The following is a 20032-nucleotide window of genomic DNA, read 5'->3' on the forward strand; positions in this document are numbered from 1 at the left end:
TATAAAAGGTGAAGAAAATGAAAATTGTGATTGGATGTGATGAAGCTGCTTTTGATATGAAAGAGGCAGTTCATCAGCGATTAAAAGAACTACAGTATGATGTCATTGATGTGGGAGTCTATGATAAAAACCCATCCTTGTACCCGGACACGGCAGAAAAGCTGTGCAAAGAAATCGTCGAAGGGCGTGCCGAAAAAGGGATATTGATGTGTGGAACCGGTATCGGAATGGCGATCACAGCCAATAAAATACCAGGCATTCGCGCAGCCGTAGGGCATGATGTCTTTTCCGTAGAACGCAGTCGTAAAAGCAATGACTGTCAAGTTCTCTGCATGGGAGCCAGAGTAATTGCCATCCAATCTGCATTGATGTTGATGGAACGCTGGCTGCAGTGTGAATTTGCCGGTGGGGCAAGTAAGGCAAAGGTAGATAGGATCAGGGAAATCGAGTGTCAATACAGATAGGAGGAAACAACATGCAAAGAATCATTAACAATTGTGATGAAGTCGTTGAAGATATGCTGAAAGGTTTTGAGCGCTGTCATCATGATCTGATACGCGTTGATGAAAATAATCCTCGTGTTGTCATTTCAAAAGAAGCTACTAAGAAGCGAAAGGTTGGTATCGTTACTGGAGGCGGCAGTGGGCATAAACCAGCGTTTATCGGCTATTGCGGAAAGAATATGGTCGATGCCGTGGCCGTTGGTGAAATTTTCTCTTCTCCTACGGCAAAATCATTTTACGATGCTTTCTGTGCGGTTGATCAAGGCATGGGCGTTGCCTGCTTGTATGGCAATTACGCCGGTGATAACATGAATGTAAAGATGGCGATGGAATTAGCGGAAGATGATGATATCGTCGTAAAAACAGTCGTTGCCAATGATGATGTGGCCAGTGCTGATAAAGCAGATCGTACGAAACGTCGCGGTGTTGCCGGAGAAATCTTCATGTGGAAGGTTGGCGGTGCTAAGGCAGCGATGGGAGCTAGCTTGGATGAAGTGATTGCTGCTGCCCAAAAGGCCATTGATCATACACGTAGTGTCGGTGTTGGATTAAGTCCATGTACGATACCGGCGAATGGAAAACCGAATTTCACCATTGAAGAAGGAACGATGGAATTTGGTATCGGTCATCATGGGGAACCGGGAATTAAAGTTGAAAAACTTGGTACGGCAAAAGAAATGGCGAAAGAAATGACCCGTTTGGTCATTGAAGATAAACCATTTAAAGCAGGCTGTGAAGTTGCTGTGTTGGTATCTGGTTTAGGGGCAACGCCGGTCATGGAACAATATATCTTCTTTGAAGAAGTCGCCAAGCTCTTAGAGGAACAGGATATTCGTATTTATAAATCTTATGTCGGCAATTACTTTACGTCCTTGGAAATGAATGGTGTAACCTTAACGATCATGGAATTGGATGAGGAATTAAAGGAATGTGTCGATATGGAAGTAGAAACCATGGGTATGACCCAGTTGGCAAGGAGATAACTTATGGAAACCTTACGTAATCAAGGAAATGCCGGTATCGTTTTGCAAGTCATCGATGCCATTCATGAACAAGCATCTTACTTGAGTGAGATTGATGGTGCAACCGGAGATGGAGATCACGGCATTAATATGAATAAAGGCTTTATGATGGCAAAGGAGCGCATTGAGCCAAGCGATTCTTTTGCGGAAGCTTTAAAAATCTTAGGACGTACCTTAGTCATGGACATTGGCGGCAGTATGGGACCTATTTACGGCACCATGTTTTCTAAGCTGAGCCGGGTTTTAAAAAAGGCAGAGCCTATCACGAAAGAAGCTTTTTTAGAAGCATTGGAAAATGCGGTACAGGGTTTGATGGATCTGGCTGGAGCTAAGGTTGGCGATAAGACATTAGTGGATACGATTTATCCGGCTTGTCAGGCCTATCAAGCAGCTATCAAACAAGATGCAGAGTTTTCACAGTGCTTAAGAGAAATGGCGAAAGGGGCAGAAGCCGGTAAAGAAAGCACAAAGGATTTAGTAGCGAAAATCGGCAGAGCTGCTCGTTTAGGCGAACGCAGCCGCGGTCATCTGGATGCAGGAGCTACCTCCTGTTGGATCATTTTAACAACGATGGCAAATGCGATGTTAGCGCAGCTGCAGTCACAAGAGTAGACAGATGATTTTCTTTTGAGAATCATCTTTTCTCTAGAAAGGAAAAGGTAGAAATGTTTGATATGTACATGACTACCAGGAAAAAAGATGCACAAGAAATATTTTTTCTTTGATATAGATGGAACCTTAACGAACCGTGCAACTGGTGAAATTGTTCCCAGTGCGTTAGCAACGTTGAAAAAGCTGGAAGCAGCAGGCCATTTTGTCAGCATCGCTACTGGTCGTGCTCATTATAAAGCAAGAGGCTTCATGGAAAAGATTGGCTTGTCGAATATGGTGTGTAATGGCGGTGTTGGCCTAGTCATTGATCATGAACTGGTGGAAAATCGCCCTTTGGATCTGGCGAAAGCAAAAGCGATTTGTAAACAGGCAGATGCGTTAGGTTATGGCCTTCTTTTAATGCTAGATGATTCCTTGCGTTGCTACAGCAAAGATAATCGTTTTCGTGAACAAATGGGGGAACGCTTAGAACCAACGGAATACATCATTGATGAAACGTTAGATTATGATGCACTGAGTGCCATTTATAAGATTTATATTTCCATTCCAAAGGAAGAGGAAGAGCGTTTAACACTGTGCAATACTTTAGGACATCTGCGCTTTGCGGGCAATTATTTAATGTTTCAATACGATGAAAAGGATAAAGGCATTGAACATATGATCGAACGTATCCATGGTCGTATCGAGGATGTCGTGGTCTTTGGCGATGATACCAACGATCTTGTCATGTTTGACAAACGATGGTGTAGCATTGCGATGGGCAATGGCAGTGAAGATATCAAACAAAAAGCAGATTATGTAACGGATACGAATGTAAGGGATGGTATTCAAAAGGCATGTCAGCATTTTCACTGGATTTAACAAAATAGAAAGAAAGGATCATTGGTAAGAGCTACAGGATGTTGTACGATTACTGATTAGGATAAAGGGATATGAAAAAAGAAGAATTACAGCAGATAGCACGACAAGTGCGTAAGGATGTGCTGTGGGAGATCTTTAGCGCACAAAGCGGTCATCCCGGCGGTTCTTTAAGTGCTGCCGATCTTGGTACAGTCTTATTTTTTGATGAGATGGATATAACAAAGGAAAATGCCCAAGGTCAAAAACGTGATCGTTTGGTTTTTAGCAAGGGTCATGCGGCACCACTGCTTTATGCGTTATTGTGTGAGAAAGGACTATTGGAAAAGGATGATTTAACAACTTTTCGCCGCATCAATACCCGCTTACAAGGACATCCGAATATGAATTATATTGATGGGGTAGATATGTCTACGGGATCTTTAGGACAAGGGATTTCCGCCGCAGTAGGGATGGCACTAGCAAATCGCTTAGATGGCAATACCCATCGCATATATGCATTGTTAGGTGATGGGGAATGTCAGGAAGGGGAAGTATGGGAGGCATTGATGAGTGCTGCCCATTATCAATTCGATAATTTATGTGTCATCATCGATCACAATGGTTTACAAATTGATGGCAAGGTGGATGATGTCATGAAGGTAGATTCGCTGTATGACAAAGCGATTGCCTTTGGCTGTCATGCCCTGCAGATCAATGGGCATGATATGGATGCTATCAAAACGGCCTTTGCACAGGCTCGTCAGATACAAGGAAAACCGACGGTGATCATTGCCGATACAATTAAAGGGAAAGGGGTATCCTTTATGGAAAATGAAGCAGGATGGCATGGCAAAGCACCAAATGCAACGCAATTTGAACAAGCTATCAAGGACTTAGGAGGTGATGCACAATGGTAAAAAAGGCAACGCGTGAGGCGTATGGTGAAGCGTTAGCGCAACTCGTAAAACAAAATCCTGACATTGTTGTTTTAGATGCTGATTTAGCAGGAAGCACGAAAACAAGCGAAGCGAAAAAAGTATGTCCACAGCGTCATTTTGATATGGGCATCGCGGAAAGTAACATGATGGGTGTGGCAGCCGGCTTGGCAGCCAGTGGCAAGATCCCATTTGCCAGCAGCTTTGCGATGTTTGCGGCAGGAAGAGCCTATGAACAGATTCGCAATGCAATCGGGTATCCACATCTGAATGTAAAGATATGTGCAACTCATGCCGGATTAAGCGTTGGAGAAGATGGTGCTACTCATCAATGTAATGAAGATCTGGCATTGATGCGCACGATTCCCGGTATGTGTGTCTTACAGCCTTGTGATGCGCAGCAGACCACCCAGATGATCAAGTCCATAGCGAGGATGGATGGTCCTTGTTATGTTCGCTTAAGTCGAATGGCTGTTGATGCGGTTTATGATGAAAATATGCCGTTTACGATAGGAAAAGGGAATGTCCTACAGAAAGGGGAAAAAGTAGCCATCGTTGCCAGTGGAATCATGGTTCAAGAAGCTTTACAGGCAGCAAAACAATTACCATTTGTGCCGACGATTGTCGATATGCATACCATAAAACCAATTGATAAAGCATTGTTATGTTCGCTGGCGAAGGATCATCAGCTGATCGTAACGGCAGAAGAGCATTCCATAATCGGTGGTTTAGGCAGTGCCGTTGCCGAAGTTCTTGCGCAGCAGCCACATGCCTGTGCGTTGCGCATGGTAGGTGTTTTCGATGTGTATGGAGAAAGTGGCACCCCTCAAGATGTCTTGCATAAATATGGCATTGATGCAAAAACTATTGTAAACACGATTTTAACACAACCCTTTCAATAACAAAGATAATTGCATAAACATGTTCTGTGAATGATGAGCGAGGAACATGTTTTCTTTTTAATTAAGATATCCTAAGAACTTTCAGTAGAAATTATGCTAAAATAAAACAGGGTGATTTACATGAAGGATTTTTTTACATATTATACCGAAATCAAGTCAATGGCTGCACCATTTCAGACTTTTTCTATTGCGCACTTGTGTTTTTTATGCCTCATGGGCATCATCATTTATGCGCTGTATCATCGTTACACCACGCTTAACACATCTAACAAACGAAAGTTTCAGATCTATATGGCTTTATATTTTCTAATCGAAGAGGTCATATATACGCTATGGCTCTTACTTAACTGTCATGAACAGGTATGGATTCAGATCTTGCCTTTAGAACTTTGCAGCTGCTGTGTTTATATGAATGCTGCCTGTGTCTTTACACAAAAAAATAGCTTGCGTTTCTTTAGTGGGGTAGTTGGCTTAGTTGCTGGAGGGGTAGCCATGATTTATCCTGCGAATATTGCCGGCTTATATCCAATCGTATCTTATCGCACAATCAATTTCTATATCTTACATGGCGCCTTTCTCTTATTTTCGCTCATTCAATTAAGTGATACTACGCTTTTACAATATCGCTATATGAAGAAAAACTATTTGATTATTTGCTGTATGTTTTCCATCGCCTTTATTGTCAATCTGATGCTGGATACCCAATATATGTTTGTCGGTGTTCCACCGAAAATCGCTTTGGTAGCTAGCTTATATCAGCTGACCGGTATTTTCTTATTTATGCCGGCGGTCTTAGCCGCTTTGTTTGTCATTCAATGTATTGTTGTCTATTTATTACGTAAAGTATATGGCTATCCAAGCAAAGAAGAAGCAGCATCGTAGAGGAAGTATGCTGTTTTCTTTATCTTTATCATGTTTAAGGAAAAGTCATCCGTATTGACTATGCACAAAGCAATTCTTATAGTAAAATAAGAAGAAAGAAACAGGAGATTATATATGACAAAACAAAAGGAAACAACATGGAGCCACACAAAGGCATTATTGCCGCAGATACAAGAGGCATACACTGCGATGTGTCGCAATGCTCTTTCAGGCGGGGAAATATCTTTAAAAAAATTTACATTACTGCTCAGCGGTATTTCAGCCTGCCGTAAGACACCAGGCATCCCAGAGCATATGGGCTATGAACAGATGTATGTGTGTGATGATGAACAGGCGCAAGAAGTGCGAAACCATCTGGAAAAGCTTTATGGCATAAAGGATGTGACAAGCTTGGAGGCCTGCTGTGAACATCTGTTTACAACACACCGTGAATATGTTCAATTTTTATCTTTTTGGAAAGAACAGCCGATGTTTGATCTTCAAGATCTGCAGCCGGAAGCAAAAACCATGTTTGAGCATTTTCAAAGTTATGCGCAGCTTTTTTATCCATTCACACAAGACAAAGGCTTTTATGCTTGGGATGCCAATGAGATCATTGGTCTATATCGCAGAGCGTATGCCTGTCATTTGATTGATGAAGAAGCCTTTTGGAAACGTTGTTTGCCAATTGCCCGCAGGGTGTCTTCCTGGTATGCGAACTGGCAAGAATTTGCCTTAAGCTCTTTATGTGGCGCCTTATATTTTAATTTGCGTAATGGTGGCACGGATGAAGAGGCAGATGGCTTATTCCAGCTGCATATGCGATTGTTGCAGCAGCTGTTGAGTGAAGGCGGTGCTTGGGGCGTACATGGCTGGTATCAGACAATGCCCAAAAAATTTGTGAAGTCTAAGGAAGAAATATTACAATTGCTCCATGATTGGGAAGGTGGAGATGGCTGTATTGCCAGTGACCGCATTTTGGTAGATGGTTGTCGAATCGGTTATATGTATCGACAAGAACCACAGCAGGAATGGGATAGCGGCTGGCGTTTTATGGCTGGTGATGAAACGCAGGAATATCTCGATGATCCTTATCATTGCGGCATTTATAAATTAAATACACTATGTAATTATGATCCGGAAATTCAACCTTTCCTCACAGATGAGGTGGGCAGTGCGTATGCGCGCAAGGAAGATGATTTATTACATAAGATTTCTTCGAAAGAAGCTTAGCTTGTTCTTACGATTCTCTTACAGGCATTGACTTTCTAAAGCAAATTATGCTAGTTATAAAGAGAGGTGTTGAACATGCTGAAAGTATCCCATATCACCATGACAAACAAACAGCGGCATCTGTTAACAGATGTCTCTTTTGTATTACCTGCACATGGGTTTTGTGCCATTACGGCTAAGGAAAAAGAAACCGAAAAGGCCATCAGTTATCTTTTGGCCGGTATGAAACAAGCGGATGCCGGATTTTTACAGTGTGATGAAACAAAAGTAACCAATTTCTCTGTGACGGAAAGAAGCCGGTATCGCACTAGCTGTGTGACTAGCTGGTTTGGCGATTTCCTTTTCCTACCATCAGCAAGTGTGAAAGAAAATATTGTTTTACAATATGCATATGAAAAGACAAAGGTGAAACAGGTGCTGCAAGATTGGCAATTATCTTCCATAGCAGAAAAAAGCATTGAAGAAGTCAGCTTTCAAGATAAAGTGAAAACGATGCTTGCCCGAAGTGCTTTGCGTACCTATCGTTCGATCATTTTTTATCCCGATAGTACGCCATTTTCAAAAGAGGAGCTGCAAAGTATTTATCAATTGTTAAAAATTTATAGTGAACACATACTGGTCATCGTTGTCGGTGATCCTGCCTGTCATGCCTATAGTGAACGCATCTTGGAATTTCGTGAAGGTATTTTAATCAGTGATAATCAAGCAGATGAAGAAGTAAAAATACAGGATATTCAACAACCTGGTGTAACCATGCAGAAAGAGGGATGGCATGCGATGTTTGAGGAGCAACATCGTCGCTATCGCTGGCCTTATCATGCGTTAAAATTTTTAACATTGATGTCATTGATCCTTGTTTGTATCTTATGGAGCACAACGAGCTTAGATATTGTCAATATTGAGCTAGGCATGCTGCAGAAGGATAAGACGAATTCATTTGTCGTCCATAAGATAGCCCAAGGGGACGATGGGACATTATATCCCGCTTTAAAAACGAATCTATCATCAAAGGATGTTTCAATCTTACAGAAGCATATGAAGGGCAATCTGCTATGTAGTTATGTAGCGGTCAATGCAACCTTTGCCAATGCCTATCTGGAAGGTATTTACGATAAAGAAGCCATACCCTTAGAAAATTACTTGCCTGTGGTGGAGGCAAATACTGCCAAGCAAGCCGGAATCAAAAAATTGCAGGGGCATTATCCTACAACCTTTGATGAAGTTTGTCTTTCGTTGCAAACGGCTCATCAGCTCTTTCATCAAGAGATACCGGCAGAGAAACTGTTGCATATGACAATTTCTTGGTATGGCCTGCCTTTACGGATTTCCGGGGTTTTTGAGGATGAGGATGGGGATAAGACTGCAAATGGCGTTTTAGGAATGCATCTGGGCTATCCCTTGTATGTAAAAAGCGGTTATCTGAAACAACATCCTTTATCGAAGATGAAAAGCTTTCCTTCCAGTAACAAACGCTTATTATATCAAGATCATTTTGTAAACATTCAAGATATTCAGCCGATTGATGTCTTTTCACGTTTTTATAATGGAAAACAGATTGTGTATTACACCCCAATTGCGCAGGATGAAATTGTCCTTGATGTAGCCACCGCTATTGAAATGGGGTTCCCTTATGAACGCTATGCAAACGATGAGACAATGAGCTATCAGGAAAAATTGTATGCCTATATTCGCTTTGCTGATGAGATGATCGGTAAACAAATACAGGTACAGGCGTATACAATCGAAGCCACACCAATTAACAGTATGTTGTATCGTAAGAATGTGAAAATTGCCGGTTTCTTATTACCGAGCATGGATATGATGGAAGGAAACGAGCAGGTAAAGGATGCAACCGTGTATATGGATGAAACCGGTTTAGCGGATGTCCTGGTGAAAAATGTCCAAATCAAACAGGTAACTTATCAAGGAAACAGTGTGGAGGAAGTAAGAGAGGCATTGCAGTATTTGAATACTAGTAATTTATATGAGATAAGCTTAAAAAATTCTTTGCTGCTGCAAGTTCTAGTCATTGATTTCAAGGAATTGTTCACCTTTTTTGCGATTGCCAGCATCTTCTTTCTAGGAGGCAGTGTACTGCTTTATTTTCTGCTGTTGCATAAAACCATTCAGCATCAGCAACTTGCTTGCAGTGTGTATTATGTTTTTGGTGAGCGAAAGGACGCAATGCGTAAATTATATGAAAAAACCTTCTTAAGAAGATGGCGAAAATATTTGTTTGTAGCTATCTTTATAACGACCATCTTATTGTGGGGCTATATCATATTGATCTTGTTAAAGCTTTCAGCGGATGTCTCACTATTGATGTATTTGTTATTGCCCGCTTGTGTGGGTGGTTTGCTTTACTTCAGCATGCAGCTGGCAACACGATGGTATCTGAAACATTCTTCACTGCTGCTGGATGCATATGCTGAAGAAGTATGATAAAATACGAAGGTATTGGAGGGATGTGTATGAAAGAACAATTTCTGCAGCGGATGAAGGAATATCTGCAAGAGGATTATGAGGCTTATGTAAAAACGTTAGAGGAAGATGCTTATCGTGGGTTGCGTGTTAATACGACAAAGATAAGCGTTGAGGCTTTTTTACAGCTGTCTGTTTGTGAGTGTAAGCCTTCTGCGATCTGTCCTGAAACCTTTTATATTCCACACCAGGAAAAAGGGTTAGGCAATCATCCTGCACATCTTGCCGGTCTGTTTTATATGCAAGAGCCAAGTGCTTCCAGTGCCGTAGAAGTTTTGGATGTACAAGAGGGGGATTGGGTGTTGGATATGTGTGCAGCTCCGGGAGGCAAAAGTACACAGATTGCCGCGAAATTGCAGCACAGTGGTTTACTAGTCAGTAATGAAATAGAGGCAAAGCGGGCGGCCGTATTGATGAGCAATATGGAACGTTTAGGTTTTAGTGAATGTATGATTACCAATGCACGTCCCGATGAACTGGCCAAGGAAATGGGCGGCTGGTTTGATAAGGTCTTGGTAGATGCTCCTTGCAGTGGCGAAGGCATGTTTAAAAAACACGCCAAGGCAATGGACGATTGGAGCGTAGAACATGTGGCTTCCTGTGCAATGCGCCAAAAGCTTATTTTAGAAAGTGCCTATGAAACCTTAAAAGAAGAGGGCATTCTTGTATATTCTACTTGCACCTATTCTATGGAAGAAAATGAAGAAGTCGTTTATGAATTTTTAAAGCATCATGACGATATGGAATTATTAGATTGCCAGGTTAACTTTGGCAGAAGCGGATTTTCTTATCGTGATCTGGATGTGACAAAGGTGCGAAGAATTTTCCCGATGGATCAAGGGGAGGGACATTTTGTGGCCAAGATGAAGAAACATGGTCAAGCCGTCATGTCGCGGAAAAAAGAAATGGCGGATACAGCCTTGCCAATGTTTGCCCAAACCTTTTTAAAAAGCCAGCTGGCAAAGCAGCCTGCGCATACGTTACTATTGCAGGATAAGCTATATCTGAAACAAACGCCTTTTTTGAAGCTTAAGAAAATTCATATCCTGCGCCAGTGCATCTTAGCCGGGGAAATCATGAAAAACCGCATAGAGCCACATCAGCATTTTTATAGCGCAAGTTTGCATCAGGATAAGTTTTTACAGACCTATGATATGTGTGATGAGGAATGTCACCTCTTTTTACAAGGTCATCCTCTATCCGTCAGTGGGTATAAGGGGTATACGGCCTTATTGTGGCATCAGCATCCCATCGGCTTTGCCAAAGGGGATGGCATGGTGTTAAAAAATAAATACCCTAAAGGAATGCGTATTCGCTGATCGAAAATAGAAATAACTTGACCAAATAGGTAAGGATAAATGACAGGAATTTCCGATTGTATCGAGATTCCTTTTTTTATTGCCCTTATGCTATAGCCACAAGGGGAAAGTATGTACGTTCATAACGATATTTCTATAATCGTATGTAAAATTTAGTAATATCTTGTTATGTTTTTCTAAGATATTGACAAAGAATTGACACACGCGCTTATTGATTATCCTGTACATGGGTTAAGCAAAAAGGATCCTGTACATGGGCAATGAGAGCTATAACGAACACTGTTATAGATAAGATGTCTTTTTATGAAAACAATGAATAATGCTTTATGCAAGGTGAATGCGATGGTATTGCTGAAGCAGCTTTATAAATACAAAAGGCAATGGATAGATGCTGGTAAAAATTGTCCTTCGCTATGAAAATGATCATGGATACAAGCAAATGAAAAACGCTATGATAAGGTCAACATGTCTGGGAAAAAGCAACGTCCTCTCCAAATTACAAAGCTTGTCAGCTTTGATCCATCCAAAGTGTCAGAAAGTGAGCAACAGGCTATCGAAACAAGAGAATTTACGATGCAAATTTTAATCGAAGGCAAACCATATGCCGATAAGGAATATCGGATCATGAAAAACGGTATGCCGGTTGGTCAGGGTAAGACATCAAACGATGGCTATTTCAGCATTCAGCATCAGCAAACTATCGTCTTTCAAGATGTGGGCGTTGAAGGAATGGAATATACGATCATTGAAACACCGGATGCCGATTATGAACAAATTTATCCGGTTGATAAAACACCGGCTATAGGAAAATTAGCGGAAAACAGTACGGTCACTTTTGTAAATGGGGATGCCAATACCTTCATGATCGGAAAAGAATATGTGGTCGGTGTAGAAGATAATGGAAGGGGGAATGCTTATTTAGAAGATATCAGACAAAATGCCGAAATTAGGGATAAAGAAAAGGTGCATCTGAAACTGGAAATCCAAGAGCATAACGGGGAATGGGCTGTTTGGCCTAAGGAAACAACAGAAGTACAAGTATTGGATACCATACATCAGACACAAGCGACCTTACTATGGGAAGCCGGTAAAGAAATCCAGATAGAACCATGGAAACGAATCATGATCAATACTTTACCGAAGGATACGCGCTATCGGTTAAGCGAGAGCAGTAAAGATCGTTATAAGCTTTATAAACAGGATGGCGGTTTTATTGAAATCACCCCAAAGATAGGGAAATTGGCAAATGTGATTCAACAGCAGCCACTGGCTATTTTACAGAATCAGATTAGTGGAAGAGATCAAACGTCTGCCATTTATAAACGGATGCATTTGGGCAGCGATGAAGTGATGAAAGGAGCCAGACTAGTTTATCGTGTAGATGTATATGATGGAAAAGTATGGAATCCAGCCGCAAATGTGGCATATATTATCGCTGATGAAAAGGGCATTTCAAGTAATCGCATCCAAAGAACACAACGTGATGGTAAGATTAGCATCGAGAAGAGTGCAAATGGATATCCAATCATCTATTTTAGCGAAGCAGATGTAAAAATACAGCCTAGCATTGTCAAAGATGGCACCTATCGAATCGTGGAGTTGATAGAGGAAAGTGATGCTGAATGGGGACAGTTAAGTGGATATGTTGATGCACTGGATGATTGCTATAATGGTCGTATTGATTGCCAGGATGCCGTGGGGTTTGTGAATAGTAATCGCAAGACGGTCATTGAAATTGCGAAAGAAATGGAAAATGACAGCGATCAGGAATTCACTTTCGAGTTACGTCAGGTACTGCGGGCTAGCCAAGAGAACATCACCGATATAAAACAAATCTTGGAAACACGCAAAGGTGTTCATCTTGCCTATACGGTATATGATAGTGAAACAAATGAAATTGTAGCCAAACGCACCACGCAGGCTACCGGCGAGATTACGATAAAAGCGAAACAATTTGCCAGAATAGAGGTTTGTGATGACACGGTATGGACAGTGAGTGAAAAACAGAATACACCATATGTCGTAAAGGAAGTCTCGGGGACAAAAGATAAGACAAGCAAACTATCTGAAAATACCATGTTACTGCAAGCTAAGGCACCTGTGATCTTGGCCCAGTTGTCCATAGAAGCGAAAAAGAAATTTTTTCTAAAAGAAGAATTGCTTGATAAAGATGATTTTATCGTAAGGGCAATGTATTCCGATGGAAGTATCAAAACATTAGCAAAAGATGAATATGTAATTGATAAGGATCAAGTACCGACGAGTGCAACCTTTGATTTAACCTTTGCTTATGGCGGTTTAAAAGAAACCAAAACATTGCAGACAGCGGGAACTGTGATTTTGACAAGTGAAATGGTGAATAATGGAGTCATTGATGCCGTTACAGAAGAAAAGGTAATATTAAATCAAGGAGATGTAGTGATTCCGGAAGTCATTCTCGTGAATGACAAACCTTGTATTGTCGTGAGTATCGGAGGCAATGCTTTTAACGCAAAACATGAAGTAAAAAGTGTTGTCATGCCAGACAGTATCACCAGCATCGGTAATGCGGCATTCTATGATTGCTGGCTGAGTGATATTAAGTTATCCAACAATTTGAAAGAAATTATGCCGCAGACCTTCTGGCGAGCCGAGTATATGCTCCACATTACCATACCGGAATCCGTAACTGCTATTCGATACAGTGCGTTCCAAAGCTGTTTGCGTTTAGAAAGTGTTGAACTGCCGGATAATCTTCAGATTCTGGAACAAAGTGCCTTTAGAGGCTGCACTGCCTTGAAAGGAACATTGGTTATTCCTAAAAATATCACGGTTATCAATGAGTATTTGTTTACGAATTGTATTCATTTAGAAGGCGTTGTACTACCGGATGGGGTAACGGAAATTGGTTCCCAAGCGTTTGCTGAATGTAACAGCCTTGTGAAAATCAATTTACCAGATTCAATGCAAAAGATGGGATTTGCGACATTTAATAAATGTACGAGTCTTACCCATATCACTCTCCCTGCAAAATTAAAAGAAATACCGGCAAATGGTTTTGGCTGGTGCTTGGCACTGGAAAGTATAACATTAGCTGAGGGACTGGAAGTAATTGGTACAGATGCTTTTGTACAGTGCACGAAACTAAAAAGTATAGAAATACCTAGCACGGTTACTAGCATTAACAATGCATTTCGCTTTACAGGAATCACCTCTTTCTTCATCAAAGGAAAGAGTAAGGATCAAATTGCTGGTGCCCCATGGGGATTAAACGCTATGCAAGCTTTAAATATTGTGTGGGAGCTTGATCAATAAACAGCATAAGAGCAATAATCATATAAAATATGTCAAAATACCATGTGATTTCACATGGTATTTTGATAAATAAGTGATGCATAAAAAGGGCAAGACAAAGAAAAGTTAATAAATTATGGAAAATCTAAGGTAAAAGAAATGTCATTTTCATTGTGATGTTTCTTTTTTTTAGAAAAAAGAAGATAACCTTGTTATGACGGCAGCATAATCTTTTTTATGCTAAAGGAAATGTTCGAAATAAGTAGATAAATATGAAGTTATGAAGGACTATGGGTTATGAAATTTATGCTAAACAAAAATATTTTGAAATTTAATTTGTGTTATTTATGTGATTTTCTTGTGATAGAAAGATATAAATAAAACCTAAATATCATAAATGTTACATTTTTAAGCGAAGAATTTGGTTATAAAAATGTCAATTTAGTGTGAAAACATGCCCGATAATGTCTTGAAATTTCCAGAAATTGCCTATATAATTTAGACGGAAGCCTTTTCACATGGAACAACGTATACCTTTTTAAATCAAGCGAATTTTCTCTTAAACTTGATATTTAAGTGAAAAAAAGAGCATAAAAAAAGACATTTACAACAAAAAAGTAAATATCTATAAAGGTATAGTATATTAAACAGAAATGAATTGAGGGAGGTTAGCAAAATGAGGAAAAAATTATTACTTGTTGCGACGTTTTTGTTGGCTTTTATGATCTTTCTAGTTCCGATACGTGCAGTTGAATCAGAAAGATGCATAATCAAAATTCATTTAGAGGATTTGCAAGTTCAGTCTTCTGATATGAATGGAGTCAAATTTTATGTATATAAGATTGGAGAAATTGACAAGAACGGAGATGCAAAAATCTATCCTAAATATGGATATGAAACATATCCACAAAACGCTCACGAATTAGATTTAGTCGCTAAAATGATATCTAAAAAGTTAGAAGATAAACCGATTTTATCTAACAGTACAGACGCTAAAGGTGAGATGGAATTGGTATTGGATGAGAAAGGTGTTTACCTGCTTATGGCAGAGGACGATAATGCATACGGTGTAATTTCTCCTTTTATTGTGCACCTACCTTATTATCAAACTATAGAAGATGTTCAATATGGACCACTTTATACTGTAGATGTGGAGCCTAAAGCATCACCAAAGCCAAATACTCCTGGAGAATCCGATGGACCAAATACTCCAGATAATCCAAATACTCCAGATAAACCAAATAATCCAAATACTCCGGATACGCCATCCGGCGGTGATACTCCAACAGATGAAAAAACACCAGGGAAAGAAACACAAACTGGAGATTTATCTAATACATATTTATATCTATTACTGATCGTGATATCAGGAGCTAGTATGTGTATATGGAAAGTGAAGAAAGGACGAGGGTGCTAATATGTTAAAGCGTTTATTACATAAATCATGCGTATGGATCATGGTAACATTACTTGTTTTAACGAATATCGATTGGACTGTCTATGCTGTTGTAAAAACAACAAGTGAAGATGAAACTGCAACATATTCTATTAATGGTGTTATCTTTGATGATACAAATAAAAATGGTGAACAAGATAAAAATGAACCAGGTGTAAGTGGCATTGAAGTAAGAGCTATTAGCAAGGATAAAAAGACCTATAAAGCTGTTACCGAAGAAGATGGTACCTATCATATAAAAGTAGATGAAGCTGGCAAATATGAAATTAATATGTGTGCTAAGTTTTCAGATATTGCAGCATATAATTTGGATAATACAGTAAAAAATAACAAGGATAAATTTGAAATAGGAAATTACGAAGATGATGTTTTTTTGCGCATCGCAGAATACGATGTAACAAAGAATGAAACCCTCAATTTAGGTTTAGTACAAGAAAATACGCAAGAAATAGAAAAAGAAATTGCTAAATTGAGTGCAACAAGATCAGCAGATTGCCAAATTTTAAATTGGGTAAGTTTAAGAGTTTGGGATAATCTTCGTGTAAAAATAAGTTATTCTGTGAATGGGCATGCAGGTGGATCTGAAGGTTATGTTTTAAAGTATTTTGGGAATAATAAAAATCAACATTTATATTGCCTGCAGCCTGGTGTAGCTTTAAATGCAGGAGATGAATTATGCTATGCAGGTGGATCCCTTTATAATAATGGATATTCAAAAGATAAAGCCTATAAATTAAGTCTTTATGCATATTATGGTATTGATAATCCAGCATGGAAGAATAAAAAACAATGGGAAAAGAATCTTTACTTTTTGGCTGCACAATCTTTGATTTGGGAACAATGTGGTGTCAAGGGTATTAAAGTTTATTACGAAACAGGAAAAGATACATACACTTATAAAAATGAAGTCGCAATGAAACAATATCGTGATGATATTTTAGCTAAAGTAAATAATCATAACAAGGTTCCTTCCTTTAATGGAAAAACAATGACAGTAACTAGAAAAGAGGCAGGCGGTAATACATTTAGTTATACAGATAGCAATGGAATATTAGGTCAAGGAAATTGTGAAGTTACTTCAAAAAGTGAAGGTATTAAAAGTGTTAGTTTTGATGGGAATAAACTAAATGTGACCCTTTCAAATAATATTAAATATGACGGAAAGACTTTGAGTATATCCTTTGTTAAAAAATTTCCTTCGTTAGGTTGGAATGTCAAACAATATTCGGCGACTAACAGGCAACGTGTCTACTTTTATGGATCTCCTAAAGATGTAAAATTTAACATCTACATAAAAGTGAATACAAATGGTAATATTCTTATCAAGAAAACGGATTCAAGTGGTAAGGCGAGAAAAGGAATTACTTTTAGCTATGGAATGGATAAAAATAATTTAAATGAAACAACCGAGCCAACGAATGATAAGGGTGAAACGAAGCTTAAACGAAATTATGCCGCTGGTACAGTGATATATATAAAGGAAAAAACTGTTCCGAATGATTTGATATTAGATACAACCATATACCAAAGAACAATAAAATCTGGTGAAAATATTGAGTTGGCAATTAAAAATAAAATTAAATCATTTCCTCTTAAAATTAAAAAAATAAATGAAGAAACAAACAACCCTATAGAGGGAGCAGTATTTTCCTATACTGATGGGAAAGCTACATATACTGGTGTTACAGATAAAAATGGACAATTCACTAGTAAGGTAAGCTTCCCAGTAGGAACAAAAATTACAATAACAGAGACTTTTGCTGGGCCTGGATTTATTGCACCGACAGGTACGGAAAAGACGCAAACACTTATAATCAATGTAAATCCGGATAAGAATGTATTTACCTTTAAAAATACAGCTATAAAAGTAAAATTGGAAATTCATAAAGAGAATAGTAGAACGCATCAACCTCTTAAAAACGTAACATTTAAAATCGGACCGAATTTAAATGGACAAGAAGGTGCTGCTAATGGTTTTGATTTTAAAACAACGGATGAAAATGGTTATATTGAATCGCGTCTATATGATGCCAGAACTAAAATTTATTACCAGGAGTGGAGCAGTGAAGATGATAGCATCAAACTGGATAAAACTATTAAAACAGTTACCTTTAATGATACTAATATTGGGATAACGGTTAAAAATGATGAGGAACCAGTTCAAATCAAAGTAATAAAAACAGGTAAAGATGATCTGCCTTTGGAAAATGTTGTTTTTGTAGTTCAGAAGGTTGTAGGCGCTTCATGGGTCGATGTAGAAACTATAAAAACTGACAAGAGTGGTAAAGCAGTTACTACTAATAAGTTTACAAGGGGTGATATAGATGCTGGCTTTATCCGTTTAGTTGAAAGAGAAACTATACCAGGATATGATAAATTAAAAGATCCGATTATGCTTTCTCTGGATAACACAATTGAGAAAAATGTCTTAGAGGTAAAGGTTGAAAATAAAGCAATCCCTACCATTTTTGAAGTGTATAAATATGATAAAGATGATAAAAACAAACCATTATCTGGTGCAGAGTTTGAAATAACAGACACCAAAGGCAATGTTGTATGTACCCTTGTTACAAACAATGAAGGTAAGGCAAAAACAACTGAGTTGTTAGCTAACACTACATACTATATCAAGGAAACAAAGGCTCCAAAAGGCTATAAAATTATTAATGGTGAAAAAGAGGCTTTTAAAATAACAGATACTGGAAATCATCCATATTACTATAAGAAAGATGTACCTAATGAGCCTATTTATGGATATATAGAAATTTATAAGAAAAATCAAGATGGTAAAGCTTTAGCTGGTATTGAATTTACCGTTTATGATGGCGATAAAATGATTCAGACATTAAAAACAGATGAAAATGGTTATGCTAAATCTAAACCATTAATAGTTAGTAGTGTTTACACACTTAAAGAAACTTGGGCACCTGCAAATATTTTGGTAGATTTTGATGATCAAACAATAGATTTTAATAATGCAAAATCAAGCAGTGGAAATAAATGGACAGGAACATTTAATCCTAACACGCTTACGATGACTTATAATATTACCAATGAGGAAACAACAGGTCTTGTAACTATTCATAAAATTGATTCTGAAAAAAATAATGTAGTAGTAAAAAATGCAACTTTCAAGCTTTATAATAGTCTTACAGGGCAATTGTTAGGTACACAGGTAACAAACGATCAGGGTATCGCAAAATTTGTTGATGTACCATTAGTAAATGACGCAAATCCTTTACAAGGCTATTATTATCTTGAAGAAACCACCCCAGGAGATAATCATATATTGCCTGAAAATACGCGTAAATACTTCCAGTTAACGAAAGAACAAGCAAATTTCGAAGAATCATTTGCTAATCCACCTGTAAAAGGTAGTATAGAAATTATGAAAGTTGATGAGGAAGATCCTACTCAAAAACTTAAAGATGCAGAATTTGCAATCTATAGTAAGAATGATCTAACCAAGGCGTTAGAAACAAAATCAACGAATGAAGAGGGTATTGTAAAATTTGAAAAGTATAGATATGGTGAATATGTTGTTAAAGAAACAAAATCTTCTAAAGGACATTATAATGATCTTGTTAATGGTGGTAATGATGATTATTGGAATGCTGAATTGCAAGGATATGTGATTAATATTAACAAAGATAAGCAGAAGATAGAACTAAATGTAACTAATCCAAAATCTTATATTCAAATTGAAGTTAATAAAAAGGGTGCAGGTGGGCGACCTTTAGAAAATGTTGAGTTTGAATTAAGAAATAGTAAAGATGAAGTTCTAGAGACATTAATTACAAATAATAAAGGTTATGTAAAAAGTATGGCTTATACAGTAGATGAGTTGAATGATGCATACATAATTGAAACAAAAGAGCTTCATGGATATATATTAGATACACAGAAACACTTTATTGATTTACCTGATAACCCTACGCACAAAATAGAATTAGTAAGTTTAAAATTAACAAATGAACCTAAGCCTGTTAACTTAAGATTATCAAAAGTTGATGATAATAATGAACCGATAAGTGCAACTTTCCATGTAAAGTTATTCAATAATTCACAAGCAGATTCTAGAACGGGGACTCCATTTTATGAAGAGGATATAGAAATTAATACAATAGATAATCCAAAAGATTTAAATTATCTTCTAGATAAATGTTTAGAAACGACTAGTACTAATGGTGGATATCATATTGAATTTAGCGAAACTAAAGCCTATATTACACAAAAAAAGTTAAATGGTTCTTTTTTGATAAAATATGTTCCTGGTGGAACTCCGCAATTAGATCAGGATAAAATTCTTACTAGCTCACTAGATGAAAGTGAAGCTATGCGTGATGCGTTATCTTTCGATGGTTACACAGGGATTATCAAAGTAAAGAACAGCTTAAAAGCTCCTAAAATTTAAATAAAAAAAGTTGATGAGAATGGCAACCCATTAAAAGCAACATTTAAGATTACAAGTAGTAGAACTGGTAGTTATAGTGAAACAATTACTACAAATGTTGATGATGGATTAGCTGAAATTAAATTAAATGAGTTCTATGATGGTACTGCATCAAGTTCAACTAATGTATTAAAAATCGAGG

General features: G+C 38.2%; 13 protein-coding genes. All 13 read left to right on the plus strand.

Going from position 1 to position 20032, the window contains the following annotated elements:
• Positions 1-17: 17 nt before the first annotated feature.
• The 13 genes from rpiB to KJS44_RS04410 all read left to right on the plus strand — a co-directional run bounded on the left by rpiB (position 18) and on the right by KJS44_RS04410 (position 19851).
• Complete coding sequence (gene rpiB / locus KJS44_RS04350; RefSeq protein ID WP_008689363.1) at positions 18-464, plus strand: ribose 5-phosphate isomerase B; 447 nt, start codon at positions 18-20, stop codon at positions 462-464.
• Positions 465-475: 11 nt separating this feature from the next.
• Positions 476-1486 carry a dihydroxyacetone kinase subunit DhaK gene (locus KJS44_RS04355; RefSeq protein ID WP_008689362.1) on the plus strand — a complete coding sequence of 337 codons (1011 nt, stop codon included), beginning with the start codon at positions 476-478 and terminating at the stop codon, positions 1484-1486.
• A gap of 3 nt (positions 1487-1489) precedes the next feature.
• Entirely contained in the window at positions 1490-2137 is a 648-nt protein-coding gene (dhaL, locus tag KJS44_RS04360; protein WP_008689361.1) for a dihydroxyacetone kinase subunit DhaL, read from the plus strand.
• 87 nt (positions 2138-2224) lie between these two features.
• Positions 2225-2998, plus strand: a complete 774-nt coding sequence (locus tag KJS44_RS04365) for an HAD hydrolase family protein (protein ID WP_008689360.1) — start codon at positions 2225-2227, stop codon at positions 2996-2998.
• A 71-nt stretch (positions 2999-3069) separates the two neighbouring features.
• Positions 3070-3894 (plus strand): transketolase, encoded by an 825-nt coding sequence (locus tag KJS44_RS04370; RefSeq protein WP_008689359.1) that lies wholly within the window; start codon positions 3070-3072, stop codon positions 3892-3894.
• Positions 3888-4814, plus strand: coding sequence for a transketolase family protein (locus tag KJS44_RS04375; RefSeq protein ID WP_008689358.1), 927 nt, complete (start codon positions 3888-3890; stop codon positions 4812-4814). Before KJS44_RS04370 ends, KJS44_RS04375 begins: the two co-directional genes overlap by 7 nt.
• Before the next feature lie 120 nt (positions 4815-4934).
• A complete protein-coding gene (locus tag KJS44_RS04380; protein ID WP_008689355.1) occupies positions 4935-5696 on the plus strand; it encodes a TMEM164 family acyltransferase in 762 nt (253 codons plus the stop codon).
• 114 nt (positions 5697-5810) lie between these two features.
• Complete coding sequence (locus KJS44_RS04385; protein WP_008689354.1) at positions 5811-6908, plus strand: immunity protein Imm33 domain-containing protein; 1098 nt, start codon at positions 5811-5813, stop codon at positions 6906-6908.
• 75 nt (positions 6909-6983) lie between these two features.
• Positions 6984-9350, plus strand: a complete 2367-nt coding sequence (locus KJS44_RS04390; RefSeq protein WP_008689351.1) for a hypothetical protein — start codon at positions 6984-6986, stop codon at positions 9348-9350.
• A 29-nt stretch (positions 9351-9379) separates the two neighbouring features.
• Complete coding sequence (locus tag KJS44_RS04395; protein ID WP_008689349.1) at positions 9380-10708, plus strand: RsmF rRNA methyltransferase first C-terminal domain-containing protein; 1329 nt, start codon at positions 9380-9382, stop codon at positions 10706-10708.
• A gap of 465 nt (positions 10709-11173) precedes the next feature.
• Entirely contained in the window at positions 11174-14002 is a 2829-nt protein-coding gene (locus KJS44_RS04400) for a leucine-rich repeat domain-containing protein (RefSeq protein ID WP_008689346.1), read from the plus strand.
• A 655-nt stretch (positions 14003-14657) separates the two neighbouring features.
• Positions 14658-15398 (plus strand): hypothetical protein, encoded by a 741-nt coding sequence (locus tag KJS44_RS14660; RefSeq protein ID WP_008689343.1) that lies wholly within the window; start codon positions 14658-14660, stop codon positions 15396-15398.
• Position 15399: 1 nt separating this feature from the next.
• Complete coding sequence (locus KJS44_RS04410; protein WP_213540211.1) at positions 15400-19851, plus strand: SpaA isopeptide-forming pilin-related protein; 4452 nt, start codon at positions 15400-15402, stop codon at positions 19849-19851.
• The last annotated feature ends 181 nt before the right edge of the window (positions 19852-20032 follow it).

Source organism: Longicatena caecimuris, from assembly GCF_018406465.1.
Lineage (GTDB): Bacteria > Bacillota_I > Bacilli_A > Erysipelotrichales > Erysipelotrichaceae > Longicatena > Longicatena caecimuris.